This is a genomic window from Borreliella valaisiana VS116 (assembly GCF_000170955.2).
Classification (GTDB): domain Bacteria; phylum Spirochaetota; class Spirochaetia; order Borreliales; family Borreliaceae; genus Borreliella; species Borreliella valaisiana.
Genome location: NC_012185.1, coordinates 60633 through 81995, shown reverse-complemented (window position 1 = coordinate 81995; position 21363 = coordinate 60633). Strand labels below are relative to the sequence as shown.

Below are 21363 nucleotides of genomic sequence, written 5' to 3'. Positions count from 1 at the left end.
GCTGCTGTAGTTAACTTTTACTAACCAGTTCTTTTTTTTTCTGATAGAATTACCATGTAAATTAAGTATATATGTTTTTGTCAAATGTGGTGAGTAAATGATGTCTTATATCTCCCCCAAAATATAATGTTGTAAGGATATCTATTATTATTTTTAATACCAATAGAAGGCCTTAATTATTTCAGTTATCATCTGAGGTTTGAAAATTGCTTTGGATTTCAGTTAACTTATGATTCAAATCCCCAATTTCTTTCTCTATAGATGAAAAGGATCTAAATATAACCGTGTGTTTTTTCTATTTTATTCAAAATTAGTATCCCTTATAAATAAATTACTTTGACTATGAAATTTTTCTTGCATATTTCCAAACAAATTATAAAGTTTATAATATTCTTCTTTGAATTTAATAATTTCTTTACCTGTATTAGAATTACTAATAAGATTTTTTGTAACTTTATCTTTCAAAAGATTGCTTTTAGTACTGAATCATATTTTCTTTACTTCTAACAAGTTCTGTAGTATTTTATTGGGTTTTTGTTGGATATATGAATTTTAGCAGAGAGGGGATGGAAAAGAGTTTTGTCAGTTCGACTGGACATATTCAAATTGCTAAAGAAAACCATTTTAATCCTAAATTTAGTAGTCTTAAGGGGGAGAGTTGTTGCTTGAAGAAAAAGATATTAATTTTATACGAGATGAAATAGTTAGTTATGATAAATTACAATCTACGAATTTAATATTTAATTTTGATGGGCTTCTTGGAAATTCTTCAACAAGTAATCCAGTTTTTAAATTTGTCTATGAAGAACCCAGATATAATTACAAGCAGTCTGTCTTTGCTGAGGGGGAGCTATTTTTCATGATTCTAATGGGGGTGAGTTTTTACTTGGGGGAGTAATTTAGCTGCTTCATTTGGTATAGAAAAAATAATTGAAACCAATTCTAATTTTATACTAATGACAAATTTGTTCGGGAAAGGTTTGAATTTTCAAAATATTAAAGTTGCTGGAATTATAAAATTCCCATTTTCGACAGCAGCAGATAATATTTTTGCAATTACTACTATTAAGACTTTAAAATACTTATTTGCATTTGAGGGTGGGGAGGCACACGTGATCCAAAGTGGTTTTGAAGGATAGTTCTACTTTAGAGACTTTGAAAAAGAAAAGAAATTAGATAATCTTAAAAAATAAGGGGATTTTATTTGATTATAATGATTGGTTTAAAATTAATTCCTACTTTAAATCTCTGTTTTAGGAATGACCAGAACAACATTTGTGTTTATATTGTTTTTAGTATCTCTTCTTATATTCATTGCATTTTTCCAGATAATGACAGTATTAAGTATTGAACGTACTAGAGTACTGAGTACGTTAATAGCAATTGGTTTAACCAAATTAAAACTTTTTTACTAATTATTTTTAGAGATTATCATTATCTCTGTCATAAATATCTTTATAGGAATAATATTGGCTTATTTTGCTAAACTTTTTATTCAGTTTCAGAAAATTAATTTCACTCCTTTGGGGGCTATTCAGAAACGTATTACACCAACATATTTTATTATGCTAGTGTATGGTGTTTTTATAAAAAAATAGATTTAATTAAAAGTGTAATTTCTTTTCAAGAATTAATAGACTTTATTTGGTCGATAAAGAGAAATATGGTGGTATTTATCTTCTATGTGAGTTGCTAGATTTTTTAGATTGGTTTTCAGGTTGTTGAAATCTTTACTATAAGCGTCAATGGTTGCGTTTAATGTTTTTGCAAAATTTTGTTTTGTCTTTAAACTATGTTCCCTATCTTGTAGTAGCTCTTCGGCTTCTTTTTTGCTTATATTTTGTATTTTTATTGAATGTATTTTTTCTATTTGAAGCTGAATATCTCTAGATGTTTCAAGAAATATACGAGCTATTTTTCGGTTTTTATCATCATTGTCAAGTTTTTTAAGAATTTCTTTTAATAGCAATATTTTTTCTTTTTTGTAATTTAAGGATGAGTAAATTATTCTTTTTAATATCATTTTTGTAATGTGCATGAAAACCCCATCGTTTTGAAGTTTAAAAGTTTCTAGGAAATCATATTGTGCATCAATATTAACTATTTGTATATCTTCTTGTTTTTTTTGATCTTTCAGATCTTTATCAATTTTTTCTAATTTTGAGAGCAAGATTTTTTCTTGAAGGTTTTGATTTGAATATTTTGGATTTTGAGATTCATTTTTAAGATTTTGATTATTTTCTGCTAGATTTTTTGAATTGGTACGGCTTTTTGTTTTTTTTAGTTTTCTAGGATTGATATGGCTCTTTAGCTTGTTTGGATTAACGTTGTCAAGAGGTGCACATGATATACAAATTGATGTTAATATTGCTGTAATAATGTTAAGCCTAATGATATTTAATTTATTTTTTTTCAAAATGTTCTCTTTTTATATTAAATTTAGTACTTATTAATTTTAATATAAAAAAATAATATAATAATTTAATATTATTTTCAAGTAATAATATTAAATTATTTGATATTGAAAATTTAATTTCTACTTCGTGTTTTTGGTTTGGGCTTGGTTAGCTTATATGAATAAAAAAAGAGAAGAATTAACTTCTTTTTTAAAAAATATTAAGCGCAGAATATTAATTTTTTGTTTAGATTAATCGGTTTGATTTAATAGATAAAGAGTTTCGTAGTATATGGTTGCAGATTTTTTCATATTAAGTTTTATCTTTTAGTAAAGATATACTAGAAATGTCTATATTGATTATATAATAGCACTTTGTTAAGTGAGGTTTTTAGTAATATTAAAACTTGCAAGTATTTATTAATTTAGGAAATTTTTAAATTTTATATGCTTATTGCAGAAATGACAAAAAATTTTATTTTAATGAAATTAGTTAATATCAAAATTTAAAGTTAGTTCTTAGCCCTCCTATAAGTAGTACCAACTTGGCTGTACAAAGATCCACACTGATTAATTTGATTTTTTTTAAAAATACTATAAATTTGTAAGAAAAGCCAAATAAGATATTTATGTTGGATTTTATAACTTAAATTGGAACTTTTATTGAATTTATTATGATTTTTCTAAAAGAAATAACAAAATTATTAACAAACATATGCTGATATTTTGATATCATTGTAGAAGAAATAGTTTTAGTAAAAAGTTAATTAGCACAATTATGTAATTGTTATTTAAATGCATGCAAAAAGGAATGTTTGGAAAAAGTATTATTAATGATTTAGTATGGTATTAGTTTGTAAGATAATTATTATAAATCAGAATGGCATGGATCCTCTTTGCATAAAATTAGATAGATGTTTTTCATTAAGCAAGCTATGCAACAATTTTGGTATTAAAAATACAACTCTAAAATTAAGTAATACTAGGTGGACACTTGCGGTAGTTGTAATATTTTGCATAATAGAGATATAAATGTAGCTCTAAATCTTAAAGCTTATTATTCCAAGGAAATAAAAACTAAGGCAGACTGTCGCCCGAAGCATTCTTTTTTATAATTTGTTATGTCACCTAGAGGGAGTATTAGGAATGTCAGCCCAATATCCCAAAAAAACAAGATTAGTTGATCATGCTTATTGTTACTTCAAAGTATAAAGTTATGCCTTTGGAGTATAGAAACGTTTTTTCAGATTTAGATAGAAATTTTAACCTTCCTTATACAACAGTTTGTGAGAGTGATGAGATTTATTGGATTTTATTGCCATCTTTAATTCATTCTAATGAAAAAATATGGGTCCCTTGCGATATGATTTTATGGGTATCCACCATCAGAATTTTAAAATGCCAACTTTTAGTACAGGAACAGCAGTTCATAGGTCAGTAGAGATTGCACTTAGCAATGCAATAATAGAGGTAATACAATTACATTGCTATATTTCTAATTGGTACATGAAATCTAAAAGGCCTGTGATTGACTGGAAAAGTAATAAATTTTTGAGAAAATCAATTGGTGATTTAGAACTTGAATCTTATTTTGATTTAGTTGTTTTGGATTATTCTGATAGGGATTTGGGAATGCCAGTTTATGCAGCATTCTTAAGAAATAAGAAAAAATCGATTCCGTATTTGGTTTGTGGAATTCAAGGAGGCTTTAATAAAGAGTATGTTTTGTTAAGAGCTGTAGAAGAAGCTGCTGTAGTTGCTCAGTCTTTACCTTTAATTTATTTTTTTAAAGCCAAAGAGATAAGTAATTTAACATTAAATAGTCTGAGGCACAGTTTTAATTTGGATGATAATTTTTTATATTATGCCAACTTGAATGAAATTTCTTTAAAAGATTCTTTGTTGAATTCTATTATGGATAATGAAACTAAATTAGAAATATCTTCTGAAAAAAACTTAGTTAAAAATGAATTGGATATGAGTTTAAATATTTTACGATCTGTAAGTAAATATGCTGTTTATTGCGATATAACTCCTCCTGAATTAGAAAGTACATCTTTTAGATCTATAAGGATTCTTGTTCCAGAGTTGCTTAAAATGTGTTTTCCATTTTACCCCTTTGATGAGCATCCATATTTTAAAAAGAAAGGAGAAATTTTAGATGAATATTACCCACATCCAATACCTTAGTTTTTTGTTTGTTCCATATTTGCTTTTCCCTTCGGGAGTTTGTATTTTTTTTGAATACAAGAAATGCAGTTTTATTTATGAAGCGTTTTTGTTATTTTGCATCATTTTTTATAATTGTTTATTTTAATCTTTTTGCTATAGATATACCTTTTTTAAGGATGCAGCATGTATTTTTAATAATTTTTATACCTATTATTACAATATCTTTAGAAATATTTTTGAGTATTTTTTTAAATAAAAAAGCCCCTGTGTTTTTTATAGGTGCTGATAATTATAATATGTCATATTTTATTGCTGTTATTTTTATGGCAATTGCTGAGGAATATATTTTTAGACTTTTAATTTTTGATTTTTTTTAGAAAAATTACAATGTGAGTTGCTAGTTGTTATGCTATTAAGTGCATTTGCGTATGGATTTAATCATATACATTTTGGACTTGCTATTTTTGTATCAAAATTTTTGATAGGAATAATTTATTTTTTAGTATTTTTTATTTTTAAAAATTTTTATTGTGTTGTTTTAATTCATGTACTTAGCAACATAATTGTTTTTGGTTTAAGTTTTTTACAAATTAAGGGTAAATTATGTTTTTAATTTTAATTTTAATTTTAATTTTAATTTTTTCTGTAAGTTTGTTTTTAAGTTTTGGTTTAGTTAGGACTTATTTATTTAATTTTGTTAATCCTCAAAATAGAAAAAAAATAGGAGAAAATTTTTATTTTTATTTATTGCAAAATATAATAAATACTTTTATATATTTCATATGTTTTATTATGAACTTTGATGAAACTAAAAATAGTTGGATTTTAAATTTTGATTTATTAGATGTGGGTTTAAGTTTTTTTTATTGTATTTGTCAACTATAAATATACTTGGATATTATTTTTTACTATATTTTAAAGTGTTGAGAAATGGTATAGTTGAATTTAGTAATTCAGTGTGCAGTGATATCATGTGCGTAGTTTTTTCTTTGTTTGAAATTATTTTTAGCTTGGGAATTTTTTTACCCTTTTTAAAGCTGTTTAATTATAGTAATTATATAGTTATTTTCATAGGGGCATTAATATATTCTTTGTTATGTTTAAATAGTAGAGTTTTTATTTTAAAATTTTGTTTTTCGAGTTTTATTTTAAATGGTGTATTATATATGCTTGTATTTTTTTATTTGGCTTTATATTTTATTTATATAGATAATATATTCCCATCTTTAATATCTTTTATATTTATATCTTGTTGGAATGTTATTTATAAGAGAAGAACCAATAAGATATAATAAATTCATTCCTTATTGCATTAATTTAATTAAGGAAAAAAATTTAAAAGATAATTTATTTTTGTAAATTTTTAGATATGGATTTAACTTTTTTGTTAAAGTTATTTATCCCATCTTCGATTCTATTTTTAAGTTCAATTTTTAAACCCAATACTTTTTTATTTCGTTCTTTAGTACTCCTAATAGTAGAAATAGTATAATTGTTTTTTATGATCCTATCATTTAATATTATTTTTTTACTTTTTACCATTTTAAAATTCCCTTTATGATCATAAACAATACTAAATTTTTTTCCAAAATTTTCTCAATGGCATAATCTATTGCTTTTTTTAAAGCTTCACTTTTGTGAATTTATCCAATACTTTGGCCACAACAAAAAAGTAATAACCATTTTTTTATATAAGATAGTTATTATACAGATTTGATTAATTAAAAAGTAAAATAAAAGGTTTGAGATTACTATATATTCCTACCGTATATTTTCTATTTTACTAAGATCAATAAGGAAAGGTGAGTAGCTAAAGACTATTAATAAAAAGAAGCTGTAAAATACTACCAGATCTTAAATAAGAATATTATACACAATATTAGCAATCAACCAATATTATGTATAATATTTAAAATATTACTTATTAAATACCCATTTGTGAGAATTTTTTTTGAATTTCTTCTAATATCCTTTGAGCTTCTTTTTTCCCTGAGCAACTGTACTGAAAATAGTGAGCCGCATTTTCCAAGTTATTCATGGAATCTTCTGCATTGTGCTTTGCATCTTTAGCAAAATTATTAGCCAGATTTATATCTTGCCAATTAGCGGATCCACCAATTTGACCCTGATTTCTACTCTCATTATCGTATCTTTTTTCAATCGCTAGAATTAATTTTTCTGTAGATTCTTTTAAAAGAGAGCTAGCATTACCCCAATTACTATCTGCAATTTGAAAATTACGTTGAATTTCATCCAACGTTAAATGCAAATCCTTAATTTTTTTTTCTATATATGAAAAGGATCTAGACATAACTTTATATTTTTCTCTATCTTTCTTAAAGTCAATATCTTTTCTAAGTAAATCCTTTTGAGTATGAAGTTTATTTTGTATATTCCAAAATAAACTAGAAAGGTTTTCATATTCTTTATGAAACTTAACAATTCCTTCACCTATATTAGAATTGCTAAGTTTAGCTTGCGTATTTTCGGCCTCCTTAAAGGCTTCCTTCTCATGCGTTGTTTTCAGAAAGCTTTTTAAATCTTCTAACTTACTAGGTAAAGTAGTTTTATTTGGTTCTTTTTGGGGTTTAATAGGTAAAATCTCCTCCACACCACCGATAGTAGCACTACTTGAAGAATCCTCTAAATCTGGTTTTAGAGTTATTGCAGCAACATTAATATTATCCATTGGCTCTACTTCTGTTCTTACTTCAGGAGCTATAGCTTCCCAATGTGGGATTATAGGATTATCAACTTGCTGTGGAAGATTATTTAAATTTACATTTAAACTCTCTAAGTTAACAGTGTCTACATCAATAGTGGGTATACCATTTTTAGACATAGAGTTTTTACCCAAGTTTTCCCCTTCTTGATTTTCAGACTCCTCTTCTCTTTTATTTAATAACTCAGCAATTTTTGTGCTTTTATTTTTAGTAGTTCCCCAATCACAACTAATTATCAAAATTGAAAAAACTACTGAAATATAGAAAATTTTATTGTCCATATATATCTCTCTCTTTTAGCTTTAGATGTATATTATTATAATGCAAATATATTTAAAATTCTAATTTTATTTTAAATATGTCTCACTTTGATTTTTAATTAATTTTAATTTAATCTTTGATGCTTAGCTATAAGGAGAGGTTTAAGTAGTACAAATATTTGCGTATCTTTAAATTCATTCATTTATAATTTTACGTTTTTTGGTAATTGATAAAAAAAGATTTTCAAAAATTAATTAATAATAAATAACTAGGGAATCAACCATAGCAATTCTTTATAATTACATAAGGTTTTTATAAACAATAATCACAATAAATATACTAAGCAATAGTTCAGAAATGATCTGGATTAGTATCTAAAATTATTTCTGTATTATTGACATGATACTTGTGTTGTAAAATCATTTCTAAAATCTATATAAACGTTATATAGGATTTGAAACCCTAATTGTATTTATTGATTAGTTTAGTTAAGAAATTGCGAGATTAAATTTAAAGTTTTGGTTAAGAAATTTATTTATTCTTGATTGACTTGATTTTGGAGGGGGGGGTATTTAATTAACCCATTTAAGTCTAGTTTTCTTTATATTTTTGTGGAGTGTGAAAATAGTGAAGTAATCTTTTTGTGATTTGAGTTTTTGTGTGATTTATAGTGTGTATGGTTTAATTTCTTTTAATTTTTAAGATGCATTCTTAATTAAGAATGCATCTTTGATTTTTCTTTTGATCGTTTTTATTGTTATTTTTTATAAAGCTAGTATTAATGCTTCCAACTCTTTTAAAATTGATGAGGTGCAGAGGTAGATTCAGATGAAAACACTGTATTTAAATAGCATATATGAAAATTTATATTGAAGCATTTAGAATATGAATTCTAGATTATATAGATGTAGCTTAGCTGGAAAAGGGGATAATAATAGTGCATAGAGTTTGTATAATAAATATTCTAAAATTGAAAAATTCCCTGATATAAGTCTTACTAGAGAAGGCTAGCAAATAAAGTTTTAATAAATATAATATTAATTTTAAAATAGGGAAAACCACTATTCGAACCTTTTAGGGTCTATTTTAGAATTTTTATTTCTGTATTAAAATTAAAGATTTTTGAGGCCTTTAATATATTTTAAATTCTTTTTTTGATTGCTTTTATATTTACTATTATGAAATCTGGTTTACAAAAATAAATAGAAAATGCAATAAAAGAATAGTGGATTGAAAAATTTTAAAAAAAAAGAATGTTAGTAATGTAAATAGTTTTTTGATTCTGAGTTAAGAGGGGGTCATCATAGATAATAAGATCAATTGATTATTGTTATAGTACTGATATTTTTATTGTGATATTATTATGAATAATTATCTATAATAATGTGTTACTTCACGTATAGGTAAAGATTTTTAAAAAAAATAAAAATTTTTTTAAATTAATATTTTATTTTATTAAAGTAAACAATATTAAGACTATATGCTTTACAGCATCATTAGTATTATTATTAATTAATCTATACCCCTCCCATTTGGGGAGGGGGTATAGATTAATTAATATCTAGATTTATTTGGGTTTTACTTGCGACTAAGAAACCTTTTAAACCTTTTAAATGGTTTAAACTTTCAATTAGCTTTATTTATTTAAAGTCGTACTAAATAATAATAAATTAATTAATTTTTTTATAGTATAAATATTTTATCTCTAAAGATTAACCCAAATAACTCAAACCCTAGTTCAAAAATAGTAAACTTTAACCTAAAAAGCTAAAAGTCAAAAAAATTATGACTTTTTTTACATAAAAAAATATGATGTTAATATGTTTTTACTCAAATTTTTTCTTGGTAGGCTTAGATTTAGAAAAAAATTTGAGTAAAAACAATCTGGATGAATTCATCTTAATTAGTGAACATCTTATCAATTCTACTAGCACTATTCACCAATTACTTGGGAATTATTATGGCTTCTAGAATTCTATTAGCTAATTTAAAAAATCTGAATATCAAAACCCCTTACAATTTCAAATCTGATATACTTTCTTATATGTTGGACAACAGCTTACAAATTCAAACATACTCTCTAATTTGCTCTAATGATATTTCCAAATGTATTGAAAATATAAACAAAAATATATTACTATCTATAGGTGCAGACAAAATTAACTATGTATCAAAAATTATATTTGATTTTAATATTACTACTAAACAGCTAAAAATTGTTTACTTTCCGATTACAAAGTCAAAAGAAACTCTATATGAAATTAAATATAATTCTAATTCACAAAACTTTTTTTTAGTTAAAACACCTTGTATATTAAATACATACCAAAAACCCAACTACATTGGGTCATTTTCATCTCTAAGCTCAATCAAAGCAATCTAAATTATTATCTAAACAGCTCTAATGAGCTTACTCCACCATTACAAATTTTAATTGCGAATTTATTCACTAAAAATGAATCTTACAAAAATTTGCATAATCTAAATTATACATTAATACAAGCCTAAGACATATAGCAATTTACAAAAATACTAGTAAATTTTCAAAAGCAAATTATATCTAAAATTTTTTTCATTAATTAATCGGGGTGAAAAATTCTTTGCAATCTATTTGAAATAGCTACCAATCAGCGACATAACATAAGGAACTAGAATAGATATAGCAGCAGGCACTACTACTACTACCACAATGCTTATTACTCTGTTGCTAACCTTAAGCTTTTCCAAAAAAACCTTTTCATGAACTTTTAATTTTTCGTCAAGATCTTGTTTAAGATCTTGTGCTAAATCAAATATATTTTTTTGTAAATTTTTTTCTACATTATCAATCTTAGTATTAAGCTCGCTTTTAACGATATCAATTTTAGCATCTAAATTATCTATTTTAATATTTAAACCGTTTATTTTGGCATTAAATTCATTTTTTATACCATCAATCTTAGTATCTAAATTTTTCTCTACAAAAGAGATCTCAGAAATAAGATTATCAAACTTTAAACCGAATTGTTTTTCTAAATTTTCCAAATCTCTATATGTAAGTTCATTGTGATAATATCTTTTTGACAAATCTTGAGCTATTAGTTGCTTCATTCCTAATCGAAGGAACTCTTTATATATTTGTTCTTCAGTAATATTCGTTTTCAACGCCGACCCTATAATATTCCCACTTAGAAATCATTCACTAAATACAGTGTAACACAAATACCATCCAAATAACAGAACATTTCCAAAATTGACGAATTTAAGAAACTCAAAATTTTTAGAAATTTTACAAAAAAGCAAATACTGTTCAAATGCTTTTTTGCACTACGTTTTACGCCTAAATCTCCCGAACTCAGGGTAATAAAGTCCATGGTTGCAATGCCAATAGGCCTATCTATTTTTGTTTTTAGCAACTACCATTTTACTTTAGAAACATCCTCCCCGATTAAAGCATTATTATTACCTTTTATATTCTTGTTCTCTTAATTCAAAAAAATTACAATGTCAGCATGCTACTCTAATGCATTCGATTCTCTTAAAGTTGTTAAACTAGACTCCCTGCCCTCAAGCGCTTCTGGCAACTTAAGATAGAACTATTATTAGAATTTCAAGCTCAAGCAAGCAAGTATATTGCGACTCAAAATGCAACTTGCTAAAAACTAGAAACATTATTCCGCGACATAATATTATGCCTATATTATGATTTAAATAAATAAAAATTAATCTAAAATATATCAAAATAAATTTTGTAAAAATCTTAAAATATTATAAAACTTCTTGAAATGAAAATATTATTACACTTGTTTTAATATTATATTAAATATTGAATTATATTCATATTGAATTATATTAAATATTAGATTTTAATTAAGGAGAATATTTATGAAATATAATATAATTGTAGGAATATTTGTTTTTCTATTTTTAACTGCCTGCAATCCAGATTTTAACACCAATCAAAAAGATGCAAATCATCACTCTAATAAAAAAAGACTAAAATCCAATAAAAAGGGATTAACTCCTAAAACAGAAATAACCCAAAATCAAGAAGTAACACCAAATCAAGAAGTAAATCCTAATCAAAGAGCAAAAAACAAACTGCTTGATGATTTAAGAAATTTAATAGAAAAAGCTAACACGGATAGAAAAAAATATGAAAAAAAATCGGTAGAAGAACCTTCAAACCAATATGGAATGGGGGTTTTCAAAACATTGTTTTGGATAGACTCACCAAAGGAATCAGCAGCAGATAATACTGCAAGATCTAAAAACTATAGAAAATTGACTTATTGTGCCTTAAATGATATTGATATTAATAAACTAAAGGAAATTTCAGAAATTATAATACTGTCAAAACAACATGGGGGCCTGCTTAACGCCATTAGAGACTTTGGATCTATTCTCGACGAAATGATTTTTTGCTTATATCCTAAAAAAGATACTTTAGACAAACTAGAGATTTCAGATTTAGAGAAGCTTAAAAATTCGTTTGAAAAATTATTATCTATAAAAACAATCTTCTCAGAAGATATAAACCAAATTTTATTAGATTATCAAAATAATGAAAATCTTATAAAAACAGACACCACTAAGCTTAAATCTCATGTAACCACACTTCTAAATCAAATTCTAGAAAAAATTAAAGAAGCAAGAGAACTAAGAAGTGAAATATTATTCTTATTAATAAAAAACCTTGAAGATATCTATTAAAATTATAATAATGTAAAAGCCTATCTTTAATTAAAGATAGGCTTAATGTTTTAATTAAAGAACTTAAGAGTTTAATCGTTCTTATATTTTTTCACCCATTCGATTTAAAACTTTGTCATTGTTATGGTTTAGTTATTATTCTATTAATGCTAATAACCATAAAATATTAGGAAAGTGAAGTACTAATAACTCAAATAATAGCATTTGAACCAACCAAAGAGCTTGAAGAAAAATATGAAGCTAAAAGCCCAAAGTTAATTTTGAAGTATCAAATATTGATTTTGGGCAATAATAGAATTGGGTTTTTTGCAATTGTTTAAAAGAGGCTTCAAAAGAACTTGGATACATTAATTTATAATTTTTTGAGGGGATTAATGACAACTTGACAAATTCTTTTAAACTTCTATATAAGAAGAGTTAATGTAGCTATATACTCACACATTTCACTATAAAGATAAACAAGCTAATGAAGATAAAACCCATAATAAAGATCCCTATTGATGAATAATAAATAATTCAGTGACATTTTAAATAAATAGATTTAATCTTTTAAGCTTAAAAGAACTTTAAGAAGCAAGATAAAAGATAGTAATGATAAAAAAATATTGTAGAAACTTGTGATATTAGGAATGATTTAGAAAGATTAAAATATGTTATAAGAACAGATGTTTTTTAAAAAAATTTATAAGTAATTAATATAAAAAACTATAAAAACTTTTTTTATAAATTGCCAATAATTTTTACTAAATAGGCTTCTTTTACTATATATGTAGTACAAAAGGAATTACATAAGGTTACTAATATATTCCCTATGGCTTTCTATGCAGACTATAAGCTCTTTATTTCTAATGTCTTTATCTATATAAAAACAACTATCATGATACATTGATGCATTTTTAAATCCATAAATATTATTTTATTCAATTTTTAAAAATTTTTAGGTTCTCTCTTGTTTTCTTTAAAAATCACTTCACTAGGAATAACTTTTACATCGTTTTACAGCAAAATATTTAATAAAAACATATATTTTATTAAATATAAATCTCTTTATAACAATAAGCTGTGATTGAATTATTAAGCTTTGCAAGGTTTATTTATTCTTAAATAATTTTCATATCTTTTTATTAAAGACAAAACATAATCTTCTCCTTTTTTATTTTTTAATACTCTAAAGTCATTAAGTAAAATGATATAATCTTATTTGGTTAATGAGTAAAGGCTAGCTATGATAAAGTCATTTTCTTTTTCTTTTTCTTTGAAAAATTTATCTTTAGTATATAATTTTAGAATTTTGTTAATTTTTTCTTTGCTAAACTCAAAATGTTTCAAGTAAAGTAAATTAGAAAAATTCTTGGGATCATTTTTAGCTATTAATAAAGAAGTATTTTTTATTAAAGTTAAATATAGGGGATTGGCTAAAATGTCTTTTTCTTCGGGTTGAGGCATTGGACATTAATAAAGACATGATTTTGTAGCATTTGAATCAACAAATCTTCTAATTATAAAGTCAAATGCTAATGAATTAAAAACAGATATAATAAATAGTTTTTTAAAAATAGATATTGGTACTTTCTCGCAGTTTATATATATTGAATTTACGCAATAACAATTTTTAGGAGAAAAAGTACTAATCATGGTTCTTTCATTGGTATTGCTTGCAATTTTTCTATAAAGTATTCTTTCTGTTTGATGCTGATCATTTTCATTTAATAGTTTTTTCAAATATTCTTTTGCTATCCATAGTAATTTAGAACTTTCTTTTGCATCTTTATTTTGAAAAAATCTTGAATTAAATTGACAGATATTTGATCCTTGGTAAAGAAATATAAAGTTTTCACTACTATACTCTTTGAATAATGCCTTATATTTTATTAAATGTAATCCTTCTTTAAAATCAATATATGCTTCATTAAGAACACTAAATGAATTAAACATTTTTCTAATTAAATTAAATTCTTCATTACTTTTAAATTCTATTATTGATTTTTGGATAGCAGACAGTTTTTTAATTTGGTTTATGTTTAATTCAATTCCTTGGTAAACATTGTCTTTGTTGTCTTTTAAATCTTTAGTTATTTCCTTTACAATATTATCACTACTCTGGATCATAAATTTTGCTTTAAAGCTAGATGTATGGGTTTTAGTATTATTAAGTTGAAATATTGCAAATTTAAAAAGTGAATCTACATCCTCAAATCTTTTTTTATTTTCAAATTGATAAATATAATTAAGTTTATAGTTAGCAAATATGTGTTTTCTTAGTGATCTGAAGCTAGATTCACTCCAAAGACTAAAAGGGGTTAGATAGGTTAAATTACCTTTTTCTTTTATTAATTTTAAATTAAATGTAACAAAGTATCTAAAAAGATTTGGGTCACCACCACTAGAAAAATCTTTAAAATTATTTTTATAAATATTGTTAATGGGAATTATACTATTTTTCTCTTCATTGTATTAAATATTTAAAAGATGCTTATCTTTGCTGAGTATTTCTTGTTTTATTTTATTTTGCTCTTTTATGCTTAGTTTTTTGTAACTAGGAATATAAGGTAGCTAAATAATACAAACCATTCTTGCTTTTTGTATTCTTCTTTTTCTTCAATTTTAGAAAAATCAAATTAAATATATCTTTTTTCTCCATAAACTACTTTTGATTTATCATAAAGTCTCCATATCTTTCCATTTGAAAGTATTCCATAATGTTTTTGATATTGATTTAGATATCTATATAGCTGATCTTCTGCTTCTTTAACTTTATCTTTAGCGTCAAAATTAAAAGAAGGACTTTTAATTTCTGCTATAAGTAAAATATCTTCAGCTGGAATAGGCTCATTATTATTTTTAGCTTCTTTTAATTTTTTATTAAAATTTATTTTATCTTTACTACATTCAAAAAAATAGCATATCTACTCTAGACGTCACCCCTTCTATTTGCCCACCTTTTTGTTTGTTCTAATAAATAATTTAGTTCTTCAAATATAGATATTTTAGTAAAGACTCTATATTTGCTTCTGTTGAATTGTTATCTATTGAAAAAAGTTTATTTTTTACAAGAATAAAAAAGTCTTTTAGATTATTAATATTTTCTTTTCTTATAAATCTTTTAATAAGTCTTTATAAAGAGATTGGATCATTTGTTTTTACAATATCATTAATTTTCATTATTTATGCTTACAAAAATCATTTATGTTATTTGCAAATCTTTTTTAGCCCTTCTTAATAATCACAATGAATTCTAAAGATTATTCAGAGCTTTTTCTTCATATCCTTTAATATAGTCAATTTTATCAAAATCTAAATAATTTAATTGTTGTGAACTAATATTTCTAAATCAAAGATTAAAAAAATATCTTCCTACATCTTCCCATAATAGCTTTTTAGGTTCTATAAGAACAGCCATCTGTCATAGCATGATGCACTGCCTTATTTCAGAAAGCGCATAATCTTAGTTTTTGTTTCTTTATAATAATATTTTATTGAATAATAGTGGTAATGATATCCAAAGCATCAGAAATTATCATTATCTTTTCATAAGATAGTCCACAATCTCTTAAAATATGATTCTTTAAATTTTTAGTTGCAACAGTTCCAATCTTAAATTGATAAAATCAGGCAGATTTTTAAAACAATCTTACAACATTATTCTGTAATAAGCTTAAGGGAAAAAGCGATTTTAGATACTTCTTTTAAAACGTTGTAATCATAATATTCTGACATAGCTTGTAACAATATTTTTTACTTTTTCCTAAATTAATTAATATGGCTTTTGTAAATTGGGTAAATTCTATTTTCCCGTCCATAATCAACACTTTTTATAACCAGAACTTATTTATTTAATTTAAAACAAGCTACATATTGTTGTAGCCTGTTTTTTTAAAAATAAAATAATATTAAATATTAGTACCAAACGCCACTCTTATCAATGACACTTTGTACTACTTTAAGAGAATCCTTCATTAACAAGATTGAAGTTGCTATTGCTTTATATGCTTCGTATGGATTAGATTGTTCTTTGATCTTTGAAATTAAATTTTTTACCTCTGCTTCGATGTTATCTAATCTTTTTTTTTGCATGTATTTCGCTTATGTATATAAAATTCGTCGCGGTTTTTACGCTTACTTGAATATAATTCAATAAGTTTTTAAGATCGTGCTGAAGTTCTTCTTTTTTAAACCTTTTAGTCTTTTCTTTAGCTTTGATTTTAGTAGTGCTGTCAAGGAACGTAGAATACATTTGGATTTGTTTTGTTGAAAACAAAAAATAATTATTATATATCTTGTCAATTGTTTTAATTGCTAAATCTACATTATATTCAACGCTTTTCAGATAAGATTCATATCGATTGCTTAATCTTATTTCCTCATAATAATCTTCCTCCTCTATTTCATACATTGATGAAATAGGATTTGAGCCTGAAATGGTTTGTAAGCCACTCTTTAGTTTTAAATCAGAATCTATATTGAAATCAATTTCATTGCTTTCAATAGTCTCATTTAATTCACACTTTCACCGTTAAGGAAATTTAAACTTCCTTGAGTTATCCCTATATACGCATCTTGTTGTTTTTGTATTTTTTCCTTTCTAGGTTCAGATTGTTCTTTTAATAATTTAGGTTTTAAACTTTATTCCCCCAACATTACAATTTTTTGTAATAAATTGCTACTATTAGCAGATTTACTCCTTACATGATGAGTAGACGTATTTTAACAGATTTTTCACTAGCACCTAAGATAGAGCCTTTCTCATCAAGAAAACCGAGGGATTCCTCTTTCATTTCATCTCTATTGAATAAATCACAACTGATAAAACCAAAAAGTAATCCCAAAGCCAAATATTTACTTTTAAATTTCATGCTTTCTCGCCTTTAAAGTAAATACCAATTCTAAATCATTTTAAGTTGGATTCCAAAAATTAACAAACCTTTCTATTAAAAGAGGCAAAACTATTGCATTTTAATTTATATATACTAAGTTACAATTTACTATTGTATGTTAATTGATTGAATTAATCTTGCTTATTAAAAATTTTAAACAAGCACTGTTAAAAGAGTTGACAAAGCAATTTTTATTGAATTTTATAAACAAATCTTAAAAAATAAATTCTAAATAAAAATTGAAAAAAGTTTAAATTTAGATACAATATTATAATATTCCGATTTTATTCTTTGAAGCTTAATTGTAATTAGATCTTTATATTCTTTATTAACGTGCTCTATTAAATATTTTCTGTCAGAAGAATCAATATCATTTGTCTTAGTTTCATTAAGATACAATAAAATTATTTGCATGTTTTTCTAAAAATTAATCTTTGCAATTAAATCTCTTCAAATTTTGTTTTCACTTCTTTTAACCATTAATATTTGATTAATCAAGATTGTCTTTATTCTCTTATAACCCATTCATAACTTCTTCACAATCCAATTGAACCATTGTGCTGCGGGAATTCATTATATCGACAAAACATGCACCCCTATTTGCAGTATCTGATCCTTCCTTATTAACATCATCATATAATGGCTTCTTATCACTAACATTCATTAGTTCTTTAAATATCCCATTTTTCATTTTATATTGATTTTCATATCCAACTTCAGCCGTATCTTTATTTACTGTTTATTTTAAATTATTAATATCTTTTTTTAAAAATTATTTTTTTTTATCTTTATATACAAATGAATTATAAAATTCAAGCTTTAAACTCTTAACTAATAAAAAAGATTTACTTACTAGAGAGAATAAAAATTTTTTGTAAAACAAATCTATATATTGGACTATAAATGGTTATGTTATGGTATTTTTTATCAAGGATTTATTAGTATACCTTTAAAGAAAATAATCTTTAAAAATTTTTTATTGAATAAGTTTTTCTATTTCTTTCTTGCTTCTCGTTGTTTCAGCTATCTTAGAAGAAGTTTCTAATTGCCTTAAAATATTCTATACTTTATTTTATACCTTTTTACTAACAAATTATTATTTGTTTTTATTGATCAATTTTTATGTTTGTTTTTAAATCTTTCAGTAAGGACTCTTCCTAATACAAAAGAATCATTCTATCTTGTACTTATCAAAAGTAACCCCAAACTATATTATTAGATAATAATAGAAGTACATTAACCCCAAATAAATAGTCAAATGTCTTACTAATTATTATTTTGCGTATATAAAGCTTAACCACAACTAAAGCTATTCATAGTATCTGTTAGCTATATTCTCTTTAATTTTCTCAAAATTAGATTCATTTTTAAGGTATTTTTTAATCTCTTTTAATTCTGATTTTATTTAAGTCTGATTCAATTTCTGCAACCATTGCATTTTATTTTAACCAGGGTTCATTTCCTGCATCAGTATATCTTCGATTGTTTTTATTTAATTTAGCTCTTAAATCGCTTCTAGTATTACTCACAATTTTTTCAATAACTTTTTTAAGTCTGTATTTAAATCACATCAAGCGATATATAGCGTTATTATCATCGGTAAAATGGTTATATATGGGACCTGTAATTCTATCTATAACTTCTGTTGCCGCTGCTATTACCCTCTTTACATCCCCTATAAACTAACTTTTATGTTTGATAGCATCGATATCTCTATTTATTTCGTTTATTTTTTGTAAGTATTTCAATTGTGCCTTTAGCCCGTCTTTCTTCTTCTTGTTTTTGTATTTCTATTTTTTTTTGTTTCCTCTTTTCAATTTTTCTTTGTTCTTCTTAAGCTTTAACAGATTTAACCGGTTCTTGATCTATTTTTTCTGTGTAGTCCTACTTTTGCCGCTATATCTGTTACAAACAAATCAGCTATACAAGTTTTATAATGTTTTGATTTTTTAAAAAAATGAAAGATATAAACAGGTTTTAAAAAAATCAACCAAAAGTGTTAATTTAAGTGTACAATATTCCAATTTGAATTAATTTTCTACAAAAAGCAGGTATATTTGAACTTATAATTTTTTTGTTTGCATTTTTAATGCAATAAAACTTGATTTTAATAAAATTATTATTGTAATGTAACTTTTACGCTTGTGTTTATAAATTAATTTTACAATTATATTATTAAAATATTTAATTTCCATAAATCAATATAATGATTTAATATTTAACAATTCTTGAGGAAAAATAAAATTGGTATATACTTGTTTTTCTAGAGAAATCTACTTTAGTAGAGCTTTTTGAGTTTAGTAAATTTATATATTATTTTAGCAGTAAGGTGGAGGAGGAGCATAGATGAGGATTTTGGTTAGCGTTTACATGATAACAGTAACTTTATTGGGTTGTTATTTGCCTGATAAGCAGGAACAAGCTACTCAAAATTTTTTTGAGAATTTGGAAATGGAAAGTTACGATAAAGGAACTGATGAGATTGTTGCTGAAGGTATATTTTCTAATTTAAAATTATATGTGGCTGAACACCGTTTATTAGTAGATATAAAAAAAACTATAATCAGTTTAAAGGATCCTAATTATCGCGATGTGCCCCCAGTGCATGACTATAATGAGAAGTATTTTAATAAATTCTTTTTAGACTTAGGTTCTGAGCGATCTAAAGAACTGATTAAGTTGTTTGGTGGGTTAAAAAATGAGCAGAATAATAAATTTAAACACGGAGTTTTTTGGCTTTATTCATGTATAAGGGATTTATATTCTCCAGATATTAAGTATTCTGGTGAAGGAGGACATGAATATTGGTATAATGGAAAGGAGTATTTTATGCCTAGACCCACTATTGATAAACAATATTTTAAAGTGAAGGAAGTAATAAAACAGTTATTTAAAGATGATTTTAGGCTATAATTGTAAAATAATTTTCATTTTTAATTAAATGTCATTACCATCTTTTATTTTGCTTGCTTTTTAAGTTGTTTCTAGCATTTTCTAAGTTTAAAAATAAATTATTAGCATCAACGTCATCTATGTTTTGTCCTCACATATTATGTATAGAGTCCCTAGCGCCACTTCTATTTACTAATAAAAATTATTAGTTATATTTATACTCTTTATTAACCTTGTATCCTATAAGTTTTTAAAAAATGTCTATATTTTTTCTTATATTTTTCTATACTTTGCCATATAATACACCTATCTTGAATGGGATATAGACAAATATAGTATACTAACTAAAAATTTTATAATTCAATTTTTAATTCAATAGTAAACATATTATAAAAAGGGGTATCTTTAAGATTTATCTTTTTATTAAATTCTAATATATTTGCCACTTTTAAAGAACATCCTTTAAGAATCAAAAAATTATTGTCAAAATAGAATTGTAAAGAATTTGTATTTAAATTAGTTTTTAAGGAAACCGTTGTTTGCAATAATTCACGAATCCATGTTAACTTAATCCCAGATCCCAAAAAATAATTATTATTTTTAGAATAACCCTCAAATACTATTGATAAATCATTAAAAATATCATTTTCAAAGCTAATATAATATCTAAGACCCAGCAAAAATCTATTACCATAATCATCAAATTTATAATTTTTAGACCAAAGTAGGTCTTGTCTTAACGTAGAGTAAAAAAATACTCCACTATAAACTTCAAATAAAAAATCAAAAATAATAGTGATATCAAAAGTTTTATTTTCAATATTAAATGGGAATTCAACCATTGCAAGTAAATCTACTTCATCAAAAGAAGCTTGAAAATAAAGCCAGGGGGATAAATATTTAGGAGACGAAAATTTATCTAGACTTTCTTTGTCGAACATAGAACCCAAGGAAAAAGAATAATTAGAAATAAAATAATAAAACTCAAAAAACCACTCTGGTTCTATTGTAGTCCTTTTTAAAACAATATTTTCAATTAATCCATTTCCCAAATAATAATTTTGCTTACCTAATTTAAAAATAAAATCATTAAAGCTTAAATTGAAGAATAATTTATTAAAACTAAAATATTGATCATCATTTTGCACAATAAAAGAAGGAGCAAAGCCAAATTCCAACATCTTATAGTTTAATAAAAATCCTAAATACGCTTCATTGGAGAATTGCAAAGCTCCTGTGCCAAAAAAATCTTTTTTATCCTCATCGGGAAATAATAAAGAAAATTTTGTTTTTAATCCTAAATGTTCCTTAAAAATCAAAGAAGATTCAGAAAATAAAAAATTAGGAAAAGTCG

At 24.6% G+C, this 21363-nt stretch carries 20 protein-coding genes and 3 pseudogenes; 9 read left to right on the top strand and 14 right to left on the bottom strand.

Annotated features, from left to right (window positions below; genetic code table 11):
- Positions 1–300: 300 nt before the first annotated feature.
- Positions 301–465: a hypothetical protein gene (locus BVAVS116_RS06785; protein ID WP_015899354.1), complete on the bottom strand. Its 165-nt coding sequence runs from the start codon at positions 463–465 to the stop codon at positions 301–303.
- A 196-nt stretch (positions 466–661) separates the two neighbouring features.
- On the opposite strand from BVAVS116_RS06785, the gene BVAVS116_RS06780 reads away from it, so the two are divergent.
- Positions 662–898: a hypothetical protein gene (locus tag BVAVS116_RS06780; protein WP_015899352.1), complete on the top strand. Its 237-nt coding sequence runs from the start codon at positions 662–664 to the stop codon at positions 896–898.
- Between the two features lie 82 nt (positions 899–980).
- Positions 981–1139 carry a hypothetical protein gene (locus tag BVAVS116_RS06775; protein WP_015899351.1) on the top strand — a complete coding sequence of 53 codons (159 nt, stop codon included), beginning with the start codon at positions 981–983 and terminating at the stop codon, positions 1137–1139.
- 491 nt (positions 1140–1630) lie between these two features.
- On the opposite strand, the gene BVAVS116_RS05875 is transcribed toward BVAVS116_RS06775, so the two are convergent.
- The gene (locus tag BVAVS116_RS05875; RefSeq protein WP_015899350.1) at positions 1631–2416 is read right to left on the bottom strand and encodes a complement regulator-acquiring protein; all 786 of its coding nucleotides are present in this window, start codon (positions 2414–2416) and stop codon (positions 1631–1633) included.
- A 763-nt stretch (positions 2417–3179) separates the two neighbouring features.
- On the opposite strand from BVAVS116_RS05875, the pseudogene BVAVS116_RS06770 reads away from it, so the two are divergent.
- The 4 genes and pseudogenes from BVAVS116_RS06770 to BVAVS116_RS07010 all read left to right on the top strand — a co-directional run.
- A pseudogene (locus tag BVAVS116_RS06770) lies at positions 3180–3510 on the top strand (zinc ribbon domain-containing protein); the annotation flags it as partial.
- Positions 3511–3793: 283 nt separating this feature from the next.
- Positions 3794–4585 (top strand): YcaO-like family protein, encoded by a 792-nt coding sequence (locus tag BVAVS116_RS05870; protein ID WP_158309993.1) that lies wholly within the window; start codon positions 3794–3796, stop codon positions 4583–4585.
- A 50-nt stretch (positions 4586–4635) separates the two neighbouring features.
- A complete protein-coding gene (locus tag BVAVS116_RS05865) occupies positions 4636–4944 on the top strand; it encodes a hypothetical protein (RefSeq protein ID WP_040351412.1) in 309 nt (102 codons plus the stop codon).
- A gap of 29 nt (positions 4945–4973) precedes the next feature.
- Positions 4974–5180 (top strand): hypothetical protein, encoded by a 207-nt coding sequence (locus tag BVAVS116_RS07010; RefSeq protein ID WP_015899345.1) that lies wholly within the window; start codon positions 4974–4976, stop codon positions 5178–5180.
- Between the two features lie 734 nt (positions 5181–5914).
- Here BVAVS116_RS07010 and BVAVS116_RS05845 read toward each other — a convergent pair.
- Complete coding sequence (locus tag BVAVS116_RS05845; RefSeq protein WP_015899342.1) at positions 5915–6109, bottom strand: hypothetical protein; 195 nt, start codon at positions 6107–6109, stop codon at positions 5915–5917.
- A 382-nt stretch (positions 6110–6491) separates the two neighbouring features.
- Complete coding sequence (locus tag BVAVS116_RS05840) at positions 6492–7571, bottom strand: hypothetical protein (RefSeq protein WP_015899341.1); 1080 nt, start codon at positions 7569–7571, stop codon at positions 6492–6494.
- 1940 nt (positions 7572–9511) lie between these two features.
- Here BVAVS116_RS05840 and BVAVS116_RS06765 point away from each other — a divergent pair.
- Entirely contained in the window at positions 9512–9934 is a 423-nt protein-coding gene (locus BVAVS116_RS06765; RefSeq protein WP_015899338.1) for a hypothetical protein, read from the top strand.
- Positions 9935–10158: 224 nt separating this feature from the next.
- Here BVAVS116_RS06765 and bdr read toward each other — a convergent pair whose 3' ends face one another.
- Entirely contained in the window at positions 10159–10695 is a 537-nt protein-coding gene (bdr, locus tag BVAVS116_RS05830; RefSeq protein ID WP_268827879.1) for a Bdr family repetitive protein, read from the bottom strand.
- Between the two features lie 720 nt (positions 10696–11415).
- On the opposite strand from bdr, the gene BVAVS116_RS05825 reads away from it, so the two are divergent.
- On the top strand, positions 11416–12243 hold the full coding sequence (locus BVAVS116_RS05825) for a complement regulator-acquiring protein (protein WP_015899333.1): 828 nt from the start codon (positions 11416–11418) through the stop codon (positions 12241–12243).
- 1074 nt (positions 12244–13317) lie between these two features.
- Here BVAVS116_RS05825 and BVAVS116_RS07005 read toward each other — a convergent pair.
- From BVAVS116_RS07005 to BVAVS116_RS06840, 8 genes and pseudogenes are all read right to left on the bottom strand, one after another.
- Positions 13318–14790 (bottom strand): annotated as a pseudogene (locus BVAVS116_RS07005) (Eco57I restriction-modification methylase domain-containing protein); the annotation flags it as partial.
- Between the two features lie 1350 nt (positions 14791–16140).
- Positions 16141–16317, bottom strand: coding sequence for a hypothetical protein (locus tag BVAVS116_RS07000; protein ID WP_407637028.1), 177 nt, complete (start codon positions 16315–16317; stop codon positions 16141–16143).
- Positions 16295–16636, bottom strand: coding sequence for a hypothetical protein (locus BVAVS116_RS06995; RefSeq protein ID WP_015899326.1), 342 nt, complete (start codon positions 16634–16636; stop codon positions 16295–16297). The genes BVAVS116_RS07000 and BVAVS116_RS06995 overlap by 23 nt, the downstream gene beginning before the upstream one ends.
- Positions 16637–16925: 289 nt before the next feature.
- Positions 16926–17096, bottom strand: coding sequence for a hypothetical protein (locus tag BVAVS116_RS06990; protein ID WP_015899325.1), 171 nt, complete (start codon positions 17094–17096; stop codon positions 16926–16928).
- A 249-nt stretch (positions 17097–17345) separates the two neighbouring features.
- Positions 17346–17531: a hypothetical protein gene (locus BVAVS116_RS05805; RefSeq protein ID WP_015899324.1), complete on the bottom strand. Its 186-nt coding sequence runs from the start codon at positions 17529–17531 to the stop codon at positions 17346–17348.
- 100 nt (positions 17532–17631) lie between these two features.
- Entirely contained in the window at positions 17632–17781 is a 150-nt protein-coding gene (locus BVAVS116_RS06565) for a hypothetical protein (protein ID WP_015899323.1), read from the bottom strand.
- A 645-nt stretch (positions 17782–18426) separates the two neighbouring features.
- Positions 18427–18501, bottom strand: coding sequence for a hypothetical protein (locus tag BVAVS116_RS06845; RefSeq protein ID WP_280109772.1), 75 nt, complete (start codon positions 18499–18501; stop codon positions 18427–18429).
- 55 nt (positions 18502–18556) lie between these two features.
- Positions 18557–18733: pseudogene (locus BVAVS116_RS06840) on the bottom strand (hypothetical protein).
- A gap of 730 nt (positions 18734–19463) precedes the next feature.
- Here BVAVS116_RS06840 and BVAVS116_RS05800 point away from each other — a divergent pair.
- A complete protein-coding gene (locus tag BVAVS116_RS05800) occupies positions 19464–20030 on the top strand; it encodes a P52 family lipoprotein (RefSeq protein WP_015899321.1) in 567 nt (188 codons plus the stop codon).
- A gap of 332 nt (positions 20031–20362) precedes the next feature.
- On the opposite strand, the gene BVAVS116_RS05795 is transcribed toward BVAVS116_RS05800, so the two are convergent.
- The gene (locus BVAVS116_RS05795) at positions 20363–21328 is read right to left on the bottom strand and encodes a hypothetical protein (protein WP_095456348.1); all 966 of its coding nucleotides are present in this window, start codon (positions 21326–21328) and stop codon (positions 20363–20365) included.
- Positions 21329–21363: the final 35 nt, after the last annotated feature.